Origin of the sequence: Methylocaldum sp. GT1TLB (genome assembly GCF_051027445.1) — a bacterium.
Classification (GTDB): Bacteria; Pseudomonadota; Gammaproteobacteria; order Methylococcales; family Methylococcaceae; genus Methylocaldum.
In genome coordinates, this window is sequence record NZ_CP194898.1 from 3,287,501 (window position 1) to 3,307,794 (window position 20,294).

The 20,294-nt window shown below is 57.6% G+C and carries 17 protein-coding genes (1 of these 17 cut by a window edge); 9 read left to right on the top strand and 8 right to left on the bottom strand.

The genetic code is table 11. The annotated features are described in order from the left end of the window. The 4 genes from ACR2R1_RS14295 to ACR2R1_RS14310 all read left to right on the top strand — a co-directional run. Positions 1–580: the 3' portion of an OprO/OprP family phosphate-selective porin gene (locus ACR2R1_RS14295; protein WP_166642736.1), read on the top strand. The gene continues 968 nt to the left of window position 1, outside the view; the window shows 580 of its 1,548 coding nt (coding positions 969–1,548); its start codon lies beyond the left edge, outside the window; its stop codon occupies positions 578–580. A gap of 211 nt (positions 581–791) precedes the next feature. Then, a complete protein-coding gene (locus ACR2R1_RS14300) occupies positions 792–1,745 on the top strand; it encodes a DnaJ C-terminal domain-containing protein (protein ID WP_156881346.1) in 954 nt (317 codons plus the stop codon). Positions 1,746–1,780: 35 nt separating this feature from the next. After that, positions 1,781–2,050: a chaperone modulator CbpM gene (locus ACR2R1_RS14305; protein ID WP_347257548.1), complete on the top strand. Its 270-nt coding sequence runs from the start codon at positions 1,781–1,783 to the stop codon at positions 2,048–2,050. Between the two features lie 20 nt (positions 2,051–2,070). Next, positions 2,071–2,565, top strand: coding sequence for an Hsp20/alpha crystallin family protein (locus ACR2R1_RS14310; RefSeq protein WP_077728140.1), 495 nt, complete (start codon positions 2,071–2,073; stop codon positions 2,563–2,565). Between the two features lie 44 nt (positions 2,566–2,609). Here ACR2R1_RS14310 and ACR2R1_RS14315 read toward each other — a convergent pair whose 3' ends face one another. The 4 genes from ACR2R1_RS14315 to fabA all read right to left on the bottom strand — a co-directional run bounded on the left by ACR2R1_RS14315 (position 2,610) and on the right by fabA (position 7,205). Then, positions 2,610–3,530, bottom strand: coding sequence for a TIGR01777 family oxidoreductase (locus ACR2R1_RS14315; RefSeq protein WP_077728141.1), 921 nt, complete (start codon positions 3,528–3,530; stop codon positions 2,610–2,612). 1,037 nt (positions 3,531–4,567) lie between these two features. Further along, on the bottom strand, positions 4,568–5,443 hold the full coding sequence (gene ttcA, locus ACR2R1_RS14320; RefSeq protein ID WP_077728142.1) for a tRNA 2-thiocytidine(32) synthetase TtcA: 876 nt from the start codon (positions 5,441–5,443) through the stop codon (positions 4,568–4,570). Then, complete coding sequence (gene fabB, locus ACR2R1_RS14325; protein WP_077728143.1) at positions 5,433–6,650, bottom strand: beta-ketoacyl-ACP synthase I; 1,218 nt, start codon at positions 6,648–6,650, stop codon at positions 5,433–5,435. The genes ttcA and fabB overlap by 11 nt, the downstream gene beginning before the upstream one ends. 15 nt (positions 6,651–6,665) lie before the next feature. Further along, positions 6,666–7,205: a 3-hydroxyacyl-[acyl-carrier-protein] dehydratase FabA gene (gene fabA, locus ACR2R1_RS14330; protein ID WP_077728144.1), complete on the bottom strand. Its 540-nt coding sequence runs from the start codon at positions 7,203–7,205 to the stop codon at positions 6,666–6,668. A gap of 516 nt (positions 7,206–7,721) precedes the next feature. On the opposite strand from fabA, the gene ACR2R1_RS14335 reads away from it, so the two are divergent. From ACR2R1_RS14335 to ACR2R1_RS14355, 5 genes are all read left to right on the top strand, one after another. Next, positions 7,722–9,677, top strand: coding sequence for a GumC family protein (locus ACR2R1_RS14335; RefSeq protein WP_434110629.1), 1,956 nt, complete (start codon positions 7,722–7,724; stop codon positions 9,675–9,677). Positions 9,678–9,687: 10 nt separating this feature from the next. Then, positions 9,688–11,526 carry an ATP-binding cassette domain-containing protein gene (locus tag ACR2R1_RS14340; protein ID WP_156881349.1) on the top strand — a complete coding sequence of 613 codons (1,839 nt, stop codon included), beginning with the start codon at positions 9,688–9,690 and terminating at the stop codon, positions 11,524–11,526. A gap of 95 nt (positions 11,527–11,621) precedes the next feature. After that, complete coding sequence (locus tag ACR2R1_RS14345) at positions 11,622–12,455, top strand: PHP domain-containing protein (RefSeq protein WP_434110632.1); 834 nt, start codon at positions 11,622–11,624, stop codon at positions 12,453–12,455. Continuing rightward, positions 12,434–13,027: a DNA-3-methyladenine glycosylase I gene (locus ACR2R1_RS14350; RefSeq protein WP_434110634.1), complete on the top strand. Its 594-nt coding sequence runs from the start codon at positions 12,434–12,436 to the stop codon at positions 13,025–13,027. The genes ACR2R1_RS14345 and ACR2R1_RS14350 overlap by 22 nt, the downstream gene beginning before the upstream one ends. Before the next feature lie 332 nt (positions 13,028–13,359). After that, positions 13,360–14,196: a lytic transglycosylase domain-containing protein gene (locus ACR2R1_RS14355; protein ID WP_240502368.1), complete on the top strand. Its 837-nt coding sequence runs from the start codon at positions 13,360–13,362 to the stop codon at positions 14,194–14,196. A gap of 25 nt (positions 14,197–14,221) precedes the next feature. Here the strand turns inward: ACR2R1_RS14355 and ACR2R1_RS14360 are convergent, their stop codons facing one another. The 4 genes from ACR2R1_RS14360 to ACR2R1_RS14375 form a co-directional block, all read right to left on the bottom strand. Continuing rightward, positions 14,222–14,524, bottom strand: a complete 303-nt coding sequence (locus ACR2R1_RS14360; RefSeq protein ID WP_077728150.1) for a DUF3240 family protein — start codon at positions 14,522–14,524, stop codon at positions 14,222–14,224. Between the two features lie 312 nt (positions 14,525–14,836). Next, on the bottom strand, positions 14,837–17,944 hold the full coding sequence (locus tag ACR2R1_RS14365) for an efflux RND transporter permease subunit (RefSeq protein WP_347257547.1): 3,108 nt from the start codon (positions 17,942–17,944) through the stop codon (positions 14,837–14,839). After that, positions 17,944–19,035: an efflux RND transporter periplasmic adaptor subunit gene (locus tag ACR2R1_RS14370; RefSeq protein WP_347257542.1), complete on the bottom strand. Its 1,092-nt coding sequence runs from the start codon at positions 19,033–19,035 to the stop codon at positions 17,944–17,946. Before ACR2R1_RS14370 ends, ACR2R1_RS14365 begins: the two co-directional genes overlap by 1 nt. After that, a complete protein-coding gene (locus ACR2R1_RS14375; protein ID WP_434110637.1) occupies positions 19,032–20,282 on the bottom strand; it encodes a TolC family protein in 1,251 nt (416 codons plus the stop codon). Before ACR2R1_RS14375 ends, ACR2R1_RS14370 begins: the two co-directional genes overlap by 4 nt. Between the last annotated feature and the right edge of the window lie 12 nt (positions 20,283–20,294).

Consider the following 20,294-nt stretch of genomic DNA (forward strand, 5'->3'; position numbering starts at 1 on the left):
CAAAACCGTTCGGTATCGCAATCGCCCCACTCACATCGATCACTTCTATCCGATCGATACCGGGAATATCGGAAATATCGACGATGAGGTGTTTTTCAACGCCGAGGCAACGGGCGCCTACGGCCCCGTCTCGTTCGAAAGCGAATATAACGTGGCCTATTTGCAACGGAACGGGGATGGAACCGAAGACGCCAAGTTCGACGGTTGGCACTTCGACGTGATGTATAGCCTGACCGGCGAATCGCGGGCCGCCGCCTACGATCCGAAAGATGCCGTCATTAAGCGTTTAACGCCCAATCGAAACTTTGACTTGGCCGGCGGCTGGGGCGCCTGGGAACTCAAAGGCCGCATTTCGCAAGTCAACATGAACAAGATCGGTACGCCCGGCGAACGTGGCGGACGCGAGACAGCGGCGACCCTCGGTGTCAACTGGTATCTGAATCCGTGGTTCCGGTTGATGCTGGACTACACCCATGTGATCGATATAGATCTCGGCACCGCCGGGACAAGTCGAGCACTTCTCGAAGGGGATCCGTCAGATCTCGACACGGTTCAGATGCGTGGCTCTCTGGCCTTCTAAACGAGCCATTTAGCTCGTCTGTCAAACCGAGAACCCCGCGAAAGCGGGGTTCGTCTTTGATACGCCGCAGATACCTGCTCCAAAGCATGCCACCTGACCGGCGCAGCTGTGCTTGCTTGCTTTACATTGTTATGATTTCTAAGGCTTTTCAATGTCATAACTTACCCCGCAGCGGTAGCCTTATCCAAAATCTAACAGGGAACACTGTTTCATGGAATTCAAGGATTATTACAAGATCATGGGTGTATCCAGAGACGCCTCGCAAGAGGATATAAAGCGAGCCTATCGTAAGCTCGCCCGCAAATATCATCCGGACGTCAGCAAGGAACGTAATGCCGAGGAGCGCTTCAAGGAACTTGGCGAGGCTTATGAAGTTTTGAAAGACCCGGAAAAGCGCGCGGCTTACGATCAAATCGCGGCCGGTCGCCAGCACGGCGAACGTTTTACGCCTCCACCCGACTGGGCATTTGACTTCGACTTTGGTGGTGGCGGTTTTACGGGGAGCGACGCAAGCGGATTTAGCGATTTTTTCGACAGCCTATTCGGCCGGGCTACGCGAGGCGGGCGGCGAGAACCCCGTAGCGGCTGGACCGGACCTCTATCTGGCCAGGATCAATATGCCAACATTTACATCAGCCTCGACGAGGCATTCTCGGGAGGGACTCAAACGGTTACTCTTGCGAGCCCGGAAATCGATGCAAAAGGCAGGGTTGTTAACAAGACCCGCACCTTAAACGTCAAGATACCGAAAGGCGTCAAAGAAGGACAACGCATTCGCCTGTCCGGGCAGGGCGGATCGGGTCGGTTGGGCGGCACGGCGGGTGATCTTTATCTGGAAATACGATTTAAGCCTCATCCATTCTTTCGCGCCGAAGGCGCGGATATCTCGCTGGAGTTGCCAGTAACGCCCTGGGAGGCCGCTCTCGGACTTTCGGTTCCCACACCGACGTTAGGCGGCAAAGTCGAACTCAAGCTCCCTCCTAACTCTCAAAGTGGGCAGAGGCTGCGCTTAAAAGGCCGCGGGCTGCCCTGCACTCCACCAGGAGATCAAATTGTAACTCTGCGCATCGTGATTCCGGAGGCCACAACCGCGGAGGCCAAGTCTCTCTATAGAAAGATGGCCGAGGTCATGCCGATGAATCCACGGGCGCATATGGGAGCGTGAACATGACGAATCGGACCGCTACCTCCTCGTCCGGTATGGTATTGGACGAAACGATTAAACTATCTCTGGTAGATGTATGCGAGGCATGCAGAGTCGACGCGGAATCCATTTTTGAAATGGTTAACGAAGGAATTGTCGATCCAGAAGGCTCGGAGCCGATGAATTGGCAATTCAACACCGCCGCGTTACGGCGCTTGCAAACGGCGTTACATCTGCAACGCGATCTCGGGGTTAACCTGCCCGGCGCGGCACTGGCATTGGATTTACTCGAAGAACTCGAGGCTTTACGCCGGCGCGCGCTGTAAGTGACATTTTAGGGCCTTCTATGAACACGCTGAACCACATACACCACGGTCTACACCATACTTTGCATTCGCTTGCCGAAGGCTGGTCTGCCTTGAAACAACGAGCGTCCCATGCACTCACGCGCTTTACACTTCGCGAGCCTCCTCACGAAGGGGGAAAATTGACGCAGGGAGCGTCGCGATGGGGTTTATTGCCAGCGGAAGTGCGGGAGGAGAATGATCGGATTACGATCGATATAGAAATCCCGGGAATGGAGGCCGACGATTTCGAAATACAAATCCTCGAAGATCAGCTAATCGTCCGGGGCGAAAAGCGAAATGCGCACGAGGGAAGCATTGGCGAACGTTATTTTCTGTTGGAACGAGCCTATGGTTTTTTTGAGCGGGTCATACATCTGCCTGCCGAGATTGACCAGGACAACATAAAGGCGCGTTACCGGCGCGGAGTTTTATCGATTTCGTTGCCCAAATCCAGCCATAACCATTCGCAACGGATAACGGTGACTACAGCATGAAAAGCATACCAATCAGTTTCGCACTACTACCGGCGTGCAAAAATTCAGGGAACATGAGGTTTGTTTGACGCAAGCGTATCCTGCAACGCCAGCCCTAAGGTGTTATACAAAAACTTAAAGTCCTGGCCCTGAAAACGCTTGGGAATCACCCGCTGACTCCCCAGCATCAACTCCGCCATTTCGCCGGCACCCAGCCTGAGAAGCCATGCCGGAACGGTTAGTAGCGCGGGCCGTCTCAAAACGTTTGCCAAACATTGAGTAAACTCATCGTTGCGCACCGGTTCAGGTGCCGTTAGGTTGAACGCTCCGTCGAGAGCCGGCGACTCCAATAAATACTGAGTCATCGCAACGTGATCGTTTATGTGAACCCAAGACATCCATTGCTTACCATCGCCAAGCCGCGCACCTAACCCAAGCTTGAACGGAAGCAGCATTTTTTGCAGAAATCCGCCATTCTTGCCGATGACCAATCCGGTCCGAAGCAGGCATACCCGAACGCCGTATTCCCTTGCACTTAATGCGACACGCTCCCATGCCTCGCATAGTTCTTGGCCGAACTCGCCCCGTACCGGGGGCGAATTTTCATCAAGGATTTCGTTCCCCTGATCACCGTAGACTCCAACCGCTGATCCGCTGATAAGCACCGTCGGCTTGGAATTGGCATTACGGATCGCGTCGATGAGATGCTCGGTCAGGGTGACTCGACTATTCCATAGAATTTGTTTTCGTTGCTCACTCCAACGGGGGCCGATAATGGGTTCTCCCGCTAAATTGATCACAGCGTCGAAATGTTGATCCGACGTCCATTCGGCTAAACTTTTCAGCGCGACCACTCCGATCCCGCACTTTCCGGGCACTGTCTCAGGCTTTCGACTAAGCACGGTCAACTGATGACCTGCGCCAAGCAGTGCTTTACATAAGCTCCTGCCGATAAACCCAGTTCCGCCAGTGATGAATATTCGCATATTTCCTCCCCCTCCCTTGGCAAGGATGTAAACAACCCCTTATTTCCTATCGACGAACTGCTTTCCCAGAGGGCGCGAGCTTCGCACCCGAAAAACAGCTCTCGTAGAAAAAGAGGGCAAGCAATTATAACGGGTGGTGGATTTGGGGCACCAGAATCGATTGGTTTCGGGAATGGCTAGGCTATTTGCCCAGCTAGACGAGCGGTGGAGGAGAAGTCTTACGAGGAAGTGGCAAGGATAGGATTGTTAACTAAGATTAAAAACTTATAAGGTAACGCCTATGCTTGCCACATTTGGTGGCCTATTTCTTGTCGTCGTCGCTGAAAACCCAACGGACGAAGAAGACGGCAGCAGCTATAACTACGATAGTGACCACCATACCCATCGGGGTTCTCATTTTTTCAACTAAATCTAGTATGGCTCCCATTTCTTAACCTACCTTATTTGGTTTTATCGAAAATCTTAATAGCAGAACAATGCTATCGCGCCGGTTATCTTACCGTCTGAGCTAGCGCTGTCAAGTCGCTGGACGTCTGTCACGAGCGGCCCAACGGATCGATCCGTTAATCGTAGCAACAAAAACGGTACGTAAACCAGCCGCGCCTTTATGATTCAGTGACACAAAAAAACCTGGATGAAGAAACCTTCATCCAGGTTAATATCGGTGCCTTTAAAGGCTAAAAGCTAATTATTAAAAGCTACTGCCGCTTCGTACAAAGGGCAGAAAGACTTATCAAAAAAAAAATTAAAGGCTCGGGGATACGGTGGTCGAGATCTTCTGTTTGTCACCGTCAGGAGAGTTACCGCAAGCAATCACTCCCAGAGCTACCATGACCAAGCTGATAACGCATGCCAATTTTTTCATAAGATCCTCCTCAATTTCCAAAGCTTTAAGATTTTTTAGTTGGTAGTGCATGTAGCACGGAATCTTTTATAAAGAAGATTTCCCGAAAATGCAAGGGGCAGAAAGGGCGGAACGTTTGAACCCACGCACCCGCCTAGCACGGGCAGAAAACACGAGGTACCGATTGGATCATTCAGAGAAAAAGCACTTCCAGCCCGGCGGAGACGGAAGCATCCTGATTACCAGTCACATCGCCTCGTACCTGATCGAGCCCGATGAAATCGAACAAATTGCGATCCGCAAGCTGAGATAGCGCTATATTCTGCAGCGCTGTAAAAATAGTTTCCAAGCGCCCTGGGAACTGCTTTTCCCATGACTGCAGCATTTCCTTCATCGCCTTACGCTGCAAATTTTCCTGCGAGCCGCAGAGGTTACACGGGATAATCGGAAACGCTTTGATGCGCGCGTATTCTTCAATATCCTTTTCCCGGCAGTACGCAAGTGGCCGAATAACGATATGGCGCCGATCATCGCTCAACAGTTTGGGCGGCATTGCCTTAAGGGTGCCGCCGTAAAACAGGTTGAGAAAGAAGGTTTCAAGGATATCGTCGCGATGGTGACCCAACGCGATCTTGGTAATGCCGTGCTCAGCGGCATATCGGTAAAGCAACCCGCGTCGTAATCTGGAACACAAACCGCATGTCGTCTTGCCCTCCGGTACTACCCGCTTGACGATGCTGTAGGTATCCTGCTCAATGATATGGTAAGGAATCCCGCGACCGGCGAGATACTCCGGCAGCACGTGCTCGGGAAATCCCGGCTGCTTCTGATCCAGATTAACAGCAATGATGTCGAACTGAACCGGGGCATTCAGCCGAAGACTGAGCAGGACATCCAGAAGCGTGTAGGAATCCTTTCCTCCCGAGAGGCAAACCATCACCTTGTCGCCGTCCTCGATCATTCGATAGTCGGCGATGGCCTCGCCGACTAAACGGCGCAATCTCTTTTGCAGCTTATTGAATTCGTAACGCTGCTTTTCGGTCAGAGCGCCTGCCGCCCTATCCACCATAACGCCCGAAGATCAAACTAGCATTAGTCCCGCCAAACCCGAAGCTGTTCGACATGACCGTGTCGATGCGGGCATCGTCGATCCGCTTCCGCACGATGGGAACGCCTTCCGCGCCCGGGTCCAGCGTTTCGATATTGGCCGAAGCGGAAATGAAACCGCCATTCATCATCAATAAGGAATAAATCGCTTCGTGCACGCCCGCAGCGCCCAAAGCATGGCCTGTCAACGACTTTGTCGAACTAATGGGCGGAACCTCATCGCCGAAAACGGATTTCACGGCCTGCAGCTCTTTAATATCGCCGATCGGCGTGCTCGTTCCATGCGCATTGATGTAATCGATCTTGTTGCGCACACTTTCCATGGCTTGCCTCATGCAACGCGCAGCCCCCTCGCCGGAAGGCTGCACCATGTCGAAACCGTCGGAGGTCGCGCCGTATCCGATAAGCTCGCCGTAAATCTTGGCTCCACGGGCCTTGGCATGCTCCAGCTCCTCAAGAACCAGTACCCCGCCGCCTCCCGAAATAACGAATCCGTCCCGGTCGGCATCATAGGGACGCGATGCAATCTCGGGCCTGTCGTTATATTGCGAAGACAACGCTCCCATCGCATCGAAGAGCACGGTCATCGTCCAATGCACTTCCTCGCCGCCGCCGGCAAAAATGATGTCCTGCTTGCCCAGATGAATAAGTTCCGCCGCATTTCCTATGCAGTGGGCACTGGTCGCGCATGCGGAACTGATGGAGTAATTGACCCCCTTGATCTTGAACGGCGTCGCGAGGCAGGCGGAATTGGTATTGGACATGGTCCTGGGCACCATATAAGGCCCAACTTTCTTAACGCCCTTCTCACGATAGTTGTCGAACGCAAGCAAGAGATTCGCCGTGGAAGGACCGCCCGACCCCATGATCAAGCCGGTTCTAGAATGCGATATTTCGGATTCGTCCAAGCCCGAATCGGCGATCGCCTCCTGCATGGCGAGGTAATTGTACGCTGCGCCATCTCCCATGAATCTGCGAATCTTGCGATCTATAAGATCGTCCAAATTCAGATCGATCGGACCGTAGACCTGACTGCGGAATGCCATCTCCCGGTATTCTTCGCTGGACCGAATACCCGAACGCCCCTGTCGCAGAGACTCGGTTACCTCCTGTTGATTGCTGCCTATGCTGGAAACGATACCGATGCCGGTTACAACAACGCGTCTCATATCTGTATAGCTCGCTCAGAACGCATCTGTAGAGGTAAACAGGCCGACCCGAAGATCGCTAGCCTCATAGATGACCTTGCCATCGCACTCCATTTCCGCGTCGGCAAACCCCATGACTAACTTGCGCATCATCACCCGCTTGAGATGAATACGGTAAGTCACAAGCTTATGATGCGGCAGTACCTGGCCGCGAAACTTGACCTCTCCCACACCTAACGCGCGCCCGCGCCCTAACCCGCCCATCCAACCGAGGTAAAATCCGATCATCTGCCACATGGCGTCAAGGCCGAGACAGCCCGGCATCACAGGATCATTCTGAAAGTGGCAGGAAAAAAACCAAAGGTCCGGCGTTATATCCAACTCGGCGATGATCATACCTTTGTCGTAAAGCCCCTCATCGGAACTGATACGGGTGATGCGATCGAACATCAACATCGGAGGAAGCGGCAACTGGGCATTGCCGGGGCCGAACATTTCACCGCGTCCGCATTGAATCAGTTCGTCCCGACTGTAACTGTGCTGTCTCTGTTGTAATCTAGATTCCTTAACAATCATAAAAGTGCCCGATATCGCTGTTGTTTTATGTTGCCCCTCGGCACCCACTGGTTACCGAGGGCGACCAGGCCGTACCAAAATTCCAAGCCGATTGCCAAACTTTATCGTGGGCGAAAATCCATTTATCGATGAGAACTTCCGGATAGCACCCTCGGAACGCACGAAAGTTTATTTCCCGTCAAGGCCTAGCAAAGAAAAGGCTTATTGTATCAGGAAAACATGAATTCCAGCAGCGTGCGGCAAAGTCGGTATTGAGACACCGTCATATTTCCCAACAAGAAATGAAATCTATCCACACGTCCGCCAACGCGGAATTCACAGCCGATGCTTTGGCCATCGGCCGTCATCTCGTCAAAGTTGGCCGACACAGAGAACACGGTTCGACATACCGGTCGGGTTATCATTCCCGGAAGCTGATCCAATCGGTGATGTGCTTTTATAGACCGGCCCGAGCCTACACGGGCTAGAATACCGAGCGTGTAAACGACAACGAGCAACCTTCGCGGGAAATCAGCCATGCAGGATCTACCGTCGATCGAAATTTTGCGCAGCTCACAGCCGCCAAGGGATTTCTTGGGGTATTCCGGCGCAGACCTGCCACCCGCAAGATCCCACCGTCTCATGGTGTTTACCTGTGCGTTCTTGCTCGCCTTCGTGACCGGCGCGACTTTTGTGTGGCTGCGCGAGCCGGTCTATGAGAGCACGGCCGCATTGCTTACGGTAGCGCCTACCGCCATAGACGAAGCAGACGCGAAAGCCAGCGTCCAGCACGTTACTGTACAAAGCGAGATCCTGCTCGGCGTCCCTTTGCTTGAAGCAACTTTGAGAAACTTAAGAGCCGCTGATGACGCACCCGAATTGTCCGACTTGACTGTCGGCGATCTTCAGGCCTTGCTCTCGGTCGATGTCATAACCGAGACCAACATCGTTAAGCTGCACGCCAAAGGATCGAACCCCAAGGTTCTGGCTTCGGTCATTAACGCTTGGATCGATGCCTATCAAGCGCGCCGTGAACGACAGACCCGCGAAACGAAAGACGGCACCGCCACGGCCTTGCAGCTCGAATTTCAACAGCTCGCCCAAAAAATCGAGGCAAAGCGCTGGGAACTGGATCAATTTCGCCGTAAACACGGCATCGTTTCGAAAAACGACGCGGACAACCGCGCCATGGCCCGGCTTTCCGGTCTCAACACCGCACTCAACAAAGCCACCGAGGATGAGGTCAAAGCGAAAGCCCAGCTCGACGCCATCAAAGAGGCCATCGCCCGAGGCGAGCCCGTGGTGCCGCCCAGCGATGAGCAAGGATTGGCGAGTCTGGAAAAGAAAGCGCACGACCTGCGCCAGCAGCTCAAGGATTTGAAACGCCGATACACGTCTCAATACCTTTCGCTACAGCCTCAGTTCAAGCTTATTCCGGAACAGCTCAAACAAACCGAAGACGAGATCAAGAAAAAGCTCGAATACGGGAAACAGAACGCATTGAGCGAAGCACAACAGGCTTATGCGTCCGCTCAACAGACCGTCCGGGAAATACGCCGTCAAATCGAGGCGCATGAGCAGGAGGCGACCGAGTTCACAAGCCGTTTCGCCGAGCATGAGGCTATGCGCGCAAACCTCGAAAAGCTTGAAGAGGTTTACCGCGACGCCGAAATCCGGCTGGCACAGGTCGAAGCGAAACCTTACGAAAACCTCCCTCAACTCCAGGTCTTGGAACGGGGCTATGCCCCGGCTCGACCAATCTGGCCGAATTATTGGCGCGACAGCGGTATCGTCTTCGGCGGCAGCCTCGGCCTCGGCCTGATCACCGTGTGGCTTTACGAATACCTCACGCGCCGGGAAACCCCGCCGCCTGCGACAGTCTTACCCGATATCCACGTTTATTCGGTGCCGGAAAAAATTTTGCTTGAGCGTCGAATGACAACGCCGTCGGCCCTTCCCGCAGAACAATTTCCCGCTTTGGAAAGCCCGACGATACGAGAACTGACCGAGCCGGAGGTCCGCGTATTACTGGAAGCGGCCAATCGCAGCACCAAATGGACGATAGGCCTGTTTCTATCCGGTCTGAGCCTTGAGGAAATCGCGGAACTGCGTGCCGAGCAGTTCGAACACGCCGGTGATACGCTGCGTATCGACGGCAAAAATTCTAGGGCCGTGCCCATTCCTCGGCGCCTTAAACTTTGGTTGGCCGAAAGCGAAGACTTTCCCAGCTTGGAAACAGACGACCCGGCATCGTTGATCGCCTGCGCGGCCGTCGATTCCGGCCTTGCGCAGCCCGAAACGATCGATGCATCCGCCCTGCGCCACACTTATATTAGTTATTTGGTCCGCCAAGGCATTCGGCTGTCCGAACTGGAGCGTATCGTCGGCCCGCTGCCGGCGAAAACGCTCGCTGGCTACGGACGCTTTTCTCCACCCGGTCCTGGATTGCCTGCCGAAAGCGTGCCGCTGATTTATCCCGCTCTTAGGGCCTAACGACTTAGAAATGGTTTCCGATTCCAGTCCTCAGAATTCCCACCGCTTCACCTGGGCCTATATCCGATCCGTCGCATTGGAGCACAAGCGCGAATTGTTCACCGCTCACCTGATCGCCGTGTTCGCAGCCTTGAGCGCGGTCCCCGTGCCTTTACTCATGCCGCTGCTGGTGGACGAGGTCTTGTTGAACAAGCCCGGCATGGCCGTCGGCCTGCTCGACCGGCTTTTTCCCGCCGAATGGCATGGGCCGGCCCTGTATATTTCGGCCATACTGGGGCTTACTTTGCTCCTGCGCCTGATCGCGGCGATCTTTAACGTGTGGCAGACGCGGCAGTTCAGCTTTATTGCCAAAGACACCATTTATCGCATCCGCTGCCGGCTGATCGGCAAGCTGCAGCGCATCTCCATGGCGGAATACGAAAATCTCGGCAGCGGCTCCGTCGTGACCCATCTGGTCACCGACCTCGATACGCTCGATACGTTCATCGGCACAACCGTCGCGCGCTTCGTGGTGGCGTTACTGTCCTTGACCGGCACCGCCGTCATTCTACTGTGGATGCATTGGCAGCTTGCGCTGTTCATCCTGTTCCTGAATCCAATCGTGATTTTTTTCACCAAAACGCTGGGAAAACGGGTAAAAAATCTGAAGCGCGAAGAAAATTCCGCGATCGGCGCCTTTCAGCTCGCACTCACCGAAACCCTGGATGCCATCCATCAAATCCGGGCCAGCAATCGGGAGAAGCACTACATGGGGCGGCTGATGGAAGCGGCACGGACGGTTCGCGAGAATTCGGCCGCCTACGCCTGGAAAAGCGACGCCGCCAACCGGGTCAGTTTTCTGGTCTTCCTGTTCGGGTTCGACGTCTTCCGCGCCTTGGCTTTTTTTATGGTGATCTACTCCGACCTCACCGTCGGCGAGATGATGGCGGTCTCGGGCTACCTGTGGTTCATGATGACCCCGGTGCAGGAGATTCTGGGAATACAGTACGCCTGGTTCGGCGCGAAGGCGGCGCTGGAGCGGATCAACCAATTGAATGACCTGAAGCAGGAGCCGAAGTACCCGCATCTGATCGATCCCTTCGAAAAGGATAGGAGAGTGGGCATCTTCATCGACGATCTTCACTTCGCCTATCCGAACGGCAACGAGGTTTTGCGCGGCATCTCCATGGACATCCGCCCCGGCGAGAAAGTCGCGTTGATCGGTGCAAGCGGCGGCGGCAAATCGACCTTGGTGCAAGTATTGATCGGCCTTTATCCCCCGACTTCGGGCATGGTCTATTTCAACGGCGCGCCTATGGACAAAATCGGGATGGACGTGATACGGGAACATGTGGTCACGGTATTGCAGCACCCGGTGCTGTTCAACGACACCGTCCGAGCCAACCTGACCCTGGGCCGTCCGGCGCCCGACGAAGCACTCTGGCGCGCGCTCGAAATCGCCCAACTCAGGGACGTGGTGGAAGACAGCCGCGACCGGCTGGATACCGTCGTCGGCCGGCTGGGCATGCGGCTTTCCGGTGGTCAGCGCCAAAGGCTGGCGATCGCCCGCATGATCCTGGCCGATCCCAAGGTGGTGATCCTCGACGAAGCGACCTCGGCCATCGACAATGAAACGGAGACCCGCTTGTACGAAGGTCTGGACGAATTCCTCGCGGACCGCACGACGATCATCGTCGCCCACCGCTTGAGCGCGATCAAACACGCCGACCGCATTTACGTGTTCGAGGACGGGCGCATTTGCGAGCAGGGCGATCATGAAACCCTGGTTTCCGGCAAAGGTTTGTACGCGCGGCTCTATGGCCAGAAACCCGCGGTGCGGCGCGCACGGGATCTATCGTTCACCTCCTAAGCCGTGCCCTACGGCTCGATTCGCCGGAGGGAAGCCGAAAATCGCCAGCCGTAAATCGGGTACAATACCCGGCTTTCCGGACTCAAACCTCGGGCGTGCCTTTGTACGATCTCCACACCCATTCCACTGCTTCCGACGGCGCCTATTCGCCGTCCGAATTGGTTCGCCAGGCCGCAGCAGCCGGCGTAAACGTGCTCGCCCTCACCGATCATGATTCCACCGCGGGCCTAGACGAGGCTGAGACCGCCGCCCTCGAAGCCGGCATTCAACTGATTCCCGGCGTCGAAATATCGGTAACCTGGGCGGACAAAACCATCCACATCGTCGGTTTGCGCATCGACCGTCACTGCAACGTCCTAAAACAGGGACTGAGCCGCCTCCAGGCAACGCGCCTCGAACGGGCGCAAGAGATCGGCCGGCGCCTCGACCGCTACGGTGTTCCTGGCACCTTTGAAGCGGCGCGGGAAATGGCCGGCGACGGCATGATTACACGCACCCATTTCGCTCGCCATCTCGTGGAGCTAGGTCTGGCAGGAAGCATGAAAGACGTGTTCGAGCGTTTCTTGACCCGCGGCAAGCCGGGCTATGTTTCGACCCGGTGGGCCGAAATGGCGGATGCCATCGCTTGGATTCGCGAAGCAGGCGGTGGCGCCGTGCTGGCCCATCCGCAGCGCTACAAACTCACCGCCAGTTGGATGCGACGGCTGATCGGGGAATTCAAGGAATGCGGCGGCGAGGCGATCGAGGTCGTCTCGGGAACGGCCTCTCCTAGCGATACCCAGTCCAGCGCCGAATACGCGCGGCGTTTCGGATTGCGCGCCTCCAGCGGCTCCGACTTTCACAGCCCGGAAACAGCCTGGGTGAAACTGGGCCGATTACCCCCGCTTCCGTCCGATCTGACTCCGGTATGGACCCATTGGAACCATTGACTCGTTGCACCTGGGCCGAGCGCAGCCTGCTGGAGCAGGCTTATCACGATCATGAATGGGGAACGCCCGTCCACGACGACCGCCTGCTGTTCGAATTCCTGATTCTGGAGGGCGCACAGGCCGGCCTTTCCTGGACCACGATTCTTCGTAAACGAGACGCCTACCGCGCGGCTTTCGACGGCTTCGATCCCGAACACGTGGCCCGCTACGACGAAGCCAAGACCGCCGAACTGCTGGCCAATCCCGGCATCGTTCGCAACCGCCTCAAAATCGCCGCGGCGGTAAACAATGCCCGCCGTTTTCTGGACGTGAAGGAACAATTCGGCAGCTTCGACGCCTTTCTCTGGCGCTTCGTCGACGGCTGTCCCAAGCAAAACGCCTGGCGGAGCATGGCGGACGTGCCGGCCCGAACGCCCGAGTCCGACGCGATGAGCAAGGACCTCGAGAAACGCGGATTTCGTTTTGTCGGCTCCGTCATTTGTTACGCCTACATGCAGGCGATCGGGATGGTCAACGACCACACCGTCGATTGCTTCCGCTGGAAGCATTTGCATCCGGCCGAGTCGCCGTAAAACCTGCTTTACACTCCCCGGACTAATCTTCCCGCTCTTTCCGCCTCGAAATGCTTCCTTCGAGGCTATCGCCATTCCAGGGGCTTTTACGTATCGGAGGCGGGAGATCTCCAATTTCCGCCAGCCCTTCAATGACTTATAGCCATAACCGTGCGGTCCGCGTCTGAACCGTATCGGGTGTCGCCCTGTACGACACAGTCCATTTGTCGAAAAATTTTACAGTTGCGGCGTCCGAGCCGCGGGCTTGCCCCAAGTTTGCAGGCGACACACGCATTCCAAACGATTGGCACATACGCTGCTTAACCAGTGCCGTCGGTTTTGGAGAGCCCAATTTGATTGCAATTCGACTCCTGCTTGGTTGGCTGCTAAGTATCAGCGCGACGCTTGTCCTGGCGCAGGACAGCATCGACACGGCAAGCGATCTGCGCACCCTGGCTCTGCGCTACGAGCACGGCCGAGGCGTCAAACAGGACTACGCCGAGGCTTACCGCCTTTACTGCAAAGCGGCGTTGCTCGGGGATGCGCAAGCGGCGTACAACCTCGGCTGGATGTACTTCAACGGCCGAGGACTTTCCCGCAAGGCGGACGTCGCCGTAGGCTGGTTCATGCGTGCGGCCAAGACCGGCGATGTTTATGCGGCGCGGATGCTGGTGCGCTACCAGGGCATAACCCCTGCGGACGACTCCGACTGCCAGCCCGAACCGGCACCGGTTACAGCCAGCATCGAGCCCAGTTCAAATCCAAGCCGGAAACTCGTCGAAAGTTGGGTCAGCCAGATCGCACCGCAATATTCCATCGATCCGCGATTGGTATTAGCCGTCATCCAGGCGGAATCCGGTTTCAATCCGTCCGCACTCTCCAGCAAGAACGCCCAGGGACTGATGCAGCTCATTCCCGCCACGGCGGAGCGTTTCGGCATCAAGGATGTCTGGAACCCGGTGGAAAACATCAAGGGCGGAACCGCATATCTCCACTGGCTGTTGCGGCATTTCGGCGGCAACGTCGAATGGGCGGTGGCCGCTTACAACGCAGGCGAGCGAACCGTTGAACAATATCAGGGCGTTCCCCCTTATCGGGAAACCCGCAACTATGTTCAGCGCATTCTGGCGACCTACCAAAAGACTGTTCATCCGGTACCGCCGCCGCGATCGGACGATCGTTTGTTCTAATCGGCCCGGAGCCGCTCTCCGTCCATCAAAGCCGCCCCGCATCGACAATCGGCGAAACCCAGTAGTGAATCGCCGATCCTGCGAAATCCGTCTTTAATCGATCCAGCAACACCTCCAGGTCGGAGCCGGCGAGCTGCACATCGAAGCGAACCTGCCGCTTGCGTCCGGTCACCTGCTCAACCAGGGTCAAGCTTTCCGGATGGCTCGAATGGCCGCTGATCGGAAAGCTGCTGAATCCGCTCGGATGCTCGTACTGCAATAGCCAATCGATTATGGGTTCCTCGTGACCGGGTGGGGCGATCAAGGTAAGAAGAAAGAATTCGCTCATGGGATGCTCCGAATGGGTAATTCCAAATCGCTTTCAATCAGGCATTCATTTTCGTAGGGTGGCTTAGGCGCACATCAGCACTGACCGACTGCCGATCACTGTGCTTCGCGTGCGCCGTAACCCACCAAGCGACCTCCAATCGGCGGGTTACGCGGAGCCTGTCCTGAGCCAGTCGAAGGGCCTGTCCCGAGCGGAGCCGAGGGGCCTGTCCTGAGCCTGTCGAAGGGCTATCCCGCCATCGAGGGGTTTCGCTTCGCTCTACCCATGCCACGATGAATGTTCACTCGAATGCCGAATGGAATAAGAATGAAATCATTGTTTTGGCTCCCCCACCCTAATCTTCTCCCAGAGGGAGAGGAGATTGGACCCGACTCTGGATTCGCCGTAGCGACGGTAGAGAATGGGCAGCAGCACCAAGGTCAGCAGCGTCGACGTGAAGAGTCCGCCGACGCCGACCACCGCCAGCGGCCGCTGGATTTCCGAGCCCGGACCGGTCGCGAACAACAGCGGAATGAGTCCGAAGGCGGCGATGCCGGCGGTCATCAGCACCGGCCGAAGCCGACGCATTGCGCCTACCACCACCGCTTCATCCATGGGTAGCCCCAGTACCCGCAGTTGATTGAAATAACTCACCATCACCACGCCGTTCAGCACCGCGATGCCCAATAGGGAAATGAAGCCCACCGAGGCCGACACCGAGAGATATTCTCCGGAAATCCAGACGCCGTACACGCCCCCGATGAGCGCCAGGGGCACGTTGGCCAAGACCAGAATGGCCTGGCGCACCGAACCGAAGGTGGAAAACAGAAGCAGGAAGATCAGCCCGATCGACACCGGAATAACCACGGCCAAGCGGGCGGCGGCCCGCTGCTGGTTTTCGAACTGGCCGCCCCATTCGATGTAATAGCCGGTAGGCAACTGCACCTGGCCGGCCACGGCCTGCTTGGCCTCTTCCACGAAGCCCACCAGATCCCGTCCCTCGACATTGCTGCGCACCGATGTGTAGCGCTGGCCGCGCTCGCGGTTGACCGCCACCACGCCTTCCACCGGCTCGATTTTGGCGACTACCGACAATGGCACCCGGCGCCCGTCGGGCAAGGCGATCTGCAGGGTGGACATATTGGCCGGCTCTCCGGAGCCTCTGAGCAGCAACGGCGTGCGGCGGATGCCCTCCTGGACGATGCCGAGCTTGAGCCCCTCGATCTGGGCCCGCAAGGTGTCGGCCAGAGAATCCGCATCCAACCCCAGGCGTCCCGCGGCCAGCCGGTCCACTTTCACCACCAGGTACTGCATGCCTTCGTTGCGGATGGTGAACACGTCCGAAGCGCCGGGAATCTTCCGCATCACGGCGGCGATTTCCTCCGCCTTGGCGTTGAGCACAGCGAGTTCCGGGCCGTACAGCTTGACCGCCACGTCGCCGCGCACTCCGGTCAGCATCTCGGTGACCCGCATCTGAATCGGCTGAGTGAAGCCGTAAGCGATGCCGGGAATGGTATCCAGAACCTTACGGATTTCGTCGATCAGGGCTTCCTTGCTGTCCATGCGCCATTCGTCCGGCGGCTTGAGGACGAAGAAGTTGTCGGTCTCGTTGAGTCCCATGGGGTCGAGGCCGATCTCGTCCGCGCCGACGCGGGATACGGCCCGCGTCACTTCCGGCACGTGCTCCAGGATAGCCTTTTGGATTTGCTGGTCCAGCCGCACCGACTGCTCCAGCGTGATGGACGGCAGTTTCTCCACCTGCACGATGATGTCGCCCTCGTCCATGGTGGGCATGAAGGTCTTGCCGATCTGGAAATAAACGCCCACAGTGGACAGCAGCAGCAGTCCCGCGCCGAGCAACACGGTGCGGCCGTGAGCGAGGGACCAGATCAGGACCGGGCGGTACCATTCCGAGAGCTTCCGCGCCAGCCAGGGCTCCTCGTGTTTGACGCGCTTCATCAGGAAAGAGGCCACGACCGGGATCACGACCAAGGAGAAGATCAACGATCCGCTCATGGCGAACACGTTGGTGAAGGCCAAGGGCTTGAACATCTTCCCTTCCAGGCCCTCCAGGGTAAACAGCGGCACGAACACGACGCCGATGATGATCGTCCCCGAGACCACGGGCGCGGTGACTTCGCGCATGGCGCGGTAGATCGCGTGCAGTCGCGGCACTCGATTCGTCTTGCTCTGCTCAGCGAGATGGGTGGTGATGTTCTCCACCACCACCACCGCCGGGTCGACCAGCTTGCCGATCGCGATGGCGAGCCCGCCGAGGCTCATGAGATTGGCCGTCAGGCCGAAGTGGTTCATCAGCAGAAAGGTGAACAGGGCCACCATGGGCAGAATGAAGGCGACGGTCAGCGCGGCCCGGAGATCGCCGAGGAACAGAACCAGCAGGATCAGCACCAGAATGGTAGCCTCCACCAAGGCCCGGACGATGGTGTTTATTGCTTTCCCGACCAAGTCGCCGCGGTTGTAGAACACGCTGACTTTGACCTCCTTGGGCAAAGCCGGGCGGATTTCCTCGAGCTTCTTCTCGACTCCTTCCACCACCTGCCGGGCATTCGCTCCCCTGAGGCTCAGCACCAGGCCCTCGACCGCTTCGCTCTGGCCGTTCTGGCTCACGGCGCCGTAGCGGGTCAGGGCGCCTATGCGGACGTCGGCCACATCGCCCACGGTGATGGACGTGCCGTTCCGCTCCGCGACGACGATGGTGCGCACGTCGTCCAGGTCGACGATCCGCCCCTCGGTACGCACCAGAAGCGCCTCCTCGCCTTGGGCCAAACGGCCGGCGCCGTCGTTGCGGTTATTGGACTTGAGCGCCTCGGCCAGTTCTCCGATACTCACGCCGCGAGCCGCCATCCGCATGTTGTCGGGAATGACCTCGAAGCTTCTCACCATCCCGCCCAATGCGTTCACGTCGGCGACGCCCGGCACCGTGCGCAGCGCCGGTCTAATCACCCAGTCCAGGAGGGTTCGCCGCTCGGAGAGGCTCAAGCCATCGCCTTCCACCGTAAACATGAACATCTCGCCCAAAGGCGTGGTCATGGGTGCGATACCGCCTTCCGCGTTGCCCGGCAGATTTCCCCAAACCTCGTTCAGGCGCTCCGCCACCTGTTGGCGCGCCCAATAAATATCGGTGCCCTCCTCGAAGTCGATGGTGATGTCGGTAAGCGCGTATTTCGCGATGGAGCGGAGCATGGTCTGCCTGGGGATGCCGAGCATTTCCACCTCGATGGGCGCCGTGACGCGCGCTTCCACCTCTTCCGGGGTCATGCCGGGCACCTTGATGATGATCTTGACCTGAGTCGGCGAAACGTCCGGAAAGGCGTCGATGGGCAGATTGGCCGCGGCGAACCAGCCGGCGCCGGCCAGGAGCAGGGCGCTCAGCAAGGCGAACAGGCGCTGGGTCAGCGCGAACTGGATCAAACGTGCGATCACTCTTCTTCTCCCATGCCGAGCCAGGCGGCCTTCAGCGCGGCCACGCCTTGCACGGCCACTTCCTCGCCCGCGTCCAAGCCTTCGTGAATGACGACGCTATAAGCTTCCAGACCGGCCACCGCCACTTCGCGCGCGACAAAACCCTCAGGCGTTTGCACGAACACGTAGTTTCGGCCTTCGTGGCCGACCAACGCGGCGACGGGCAGGCGGAAAATCAGGTCGGTGCTTTTGTGCATCAGTTGCGCGTTTATGTGCATGCCCGGCCGCAGATCCTCTGCTGGGCTGTCGACCACGGCCCGTACCAAAGCGCTTTGGCTCTTGGGATCCACGTGCTGACCGACCTCGATGATGCGGGCGGTGGCCCGAGAATTTTCCAGGCTGATGCGGTCGCCGATTCTCACCTCGTGCAGCCGTTCCTGAGGCATGTCGACCTCCAGCCACAATTCGTCCAGTCTGCCGACCCGAAACAGCGGCGCGAGTCTATCCACCCGCTGCCCCACCACGGCCATGCGTTCGAGCACGACGCCGTCTATCGGGGAACGCACTTCTATCAGACTGCTCAGCTGCCGATTAGTCTTAAGGCGCCGAATCTCGCCTTGGCCCAGCCCTGACGCCGCCAGGGTCTGTTCCGCTGCCCGCAGCGCTGCCTGAGCCTTGTCGAAATCGCTCTTGGTTTCCTGCCAGCGCAACCGGGAAATAATGCCCTCCTTAAGCAGAGTCTCGTCCCGTCTCAGCCGCGCCTGGGCCAAATTGAATTCGGAGGCGGCATCGAGCAATTCCCGTTGCAGGGCCAGCAAATCGGGACTCTGAATACGGGCGAGCACTTCGCCTTGTTTCACCCTTACGCCCAGGGGTACGGCGACGTTGCTGATCACTCCCGCTTGCGGGGCGCTGACGACGAATTCGTTCTGCGGCGGTAAAACGACACGGGCCGGCGCCCGCGCCAGCGGCATGGCTGCAACCTCTTCCGGCTTCACCGTGCGGATTCCCAAATGTTTCGCTTGTTCCGCCGTAACCTGAACCGCATTCTCGGCCGCGAGTCCCGTCGCGCAAAAATATAAAAGCATGGACAAAAAGACGAGTCTCATGGCGTGACTCCGACCACTTGGTTGTAGACCGCGATATCCCGCTGCAACAGGATGGCCCGTTCGGCGGCATCGCGAATGGCGGCCTGGGCGGTGGCCTGGATCTTGAGATAATCGATCAGCGAAATCTCCCCGGTCTCGAACGCGAGCCGGCTCATTTTGAGCTGGGACTCGGCGATTTCCCGCCGCCTCTCGGCGATCGTCAGGGCGGCGCGATCGACATCGAGATTGTGTATCGCCTCATGCAGCGCCTTCTCCAACTGCCGGAACAGGATGTCCCGATCAGTCAGGCGCTGGGTCAGGACGATATTGGCCTCGGCCACGAACGGCGCGTTATAGGCCTCACCGCCGATGGGGATTTGCAGCACGAAGTTGGTTTCGTTGTTATAGCCTTCTTTTCGGGTGCCCCGTTCGTGCTGGGTACCGACCAGAATCGAAGGCTGGTTGCCCTGCTTGGACTTGCGGGTGAACTCGACTTCGGCCTGGGCGCGCTCGATCAATGCGTTGGCGACGGCCAGGGCCGGATGGCTCTCGTCGAACGTGCTGCGGGGGCTTTGCTCCTCCTCGAAAAATTTCGGCGCACGCTCCAGGCGGGTCAGATTGGAATAGCTCTTGCGGGCATGCATCACCTCCGCTTCGGCCTGAACAACCGCGGTCTTTTTCTCCAGCTCGTCGCTTTCCGCAAGCAGCAAGTCTGCCCGCGCGAGGTCGCCGACATCGACACGCCGTTGCACCAGGGCGGTCAACTGCCTGGAAACCTCGTAGATACGCTCGGCAAGCTCATATCGGTTTTCCACCAGCCGAAGGTTCCATAGGGCATCGCGCACTAGGCCGGCCACCTCGTGCCTTATCGCCCGCGCGAGCAAAGCGGTGCTCTGCGTCGCTTCCTCGGCCACGGCCCTGCTCGCCGCGCGCTGGCCCCACATCCATACCGGAATTTGATAGCCGGTCTGTATTTCCACCGCGCCGCGATCGTTAAAGGCACGATCGTCGATCCATTGCAGATAGACCGCAGGGTAACCCGCTATCCAACTGGCACTGCGGCGCTCCAGAGCCTTAGCCTCATTCTCGAAAGCCGCGATGAGAGCGCTTTGCGGGTATTTTTCGAAAGTGGCCTCGATGACCTGGCCAAGGCTCAGCGATTCGTCGAACACCAGCTCATCGTAATGATCGACAAAGCGCTCTTCGGAGGCGACGGGCGCGATCGCGAAAAAACAAGCCGCGCCTGCCACACACACTAAAAGCTTCATTGGTATTTTTCT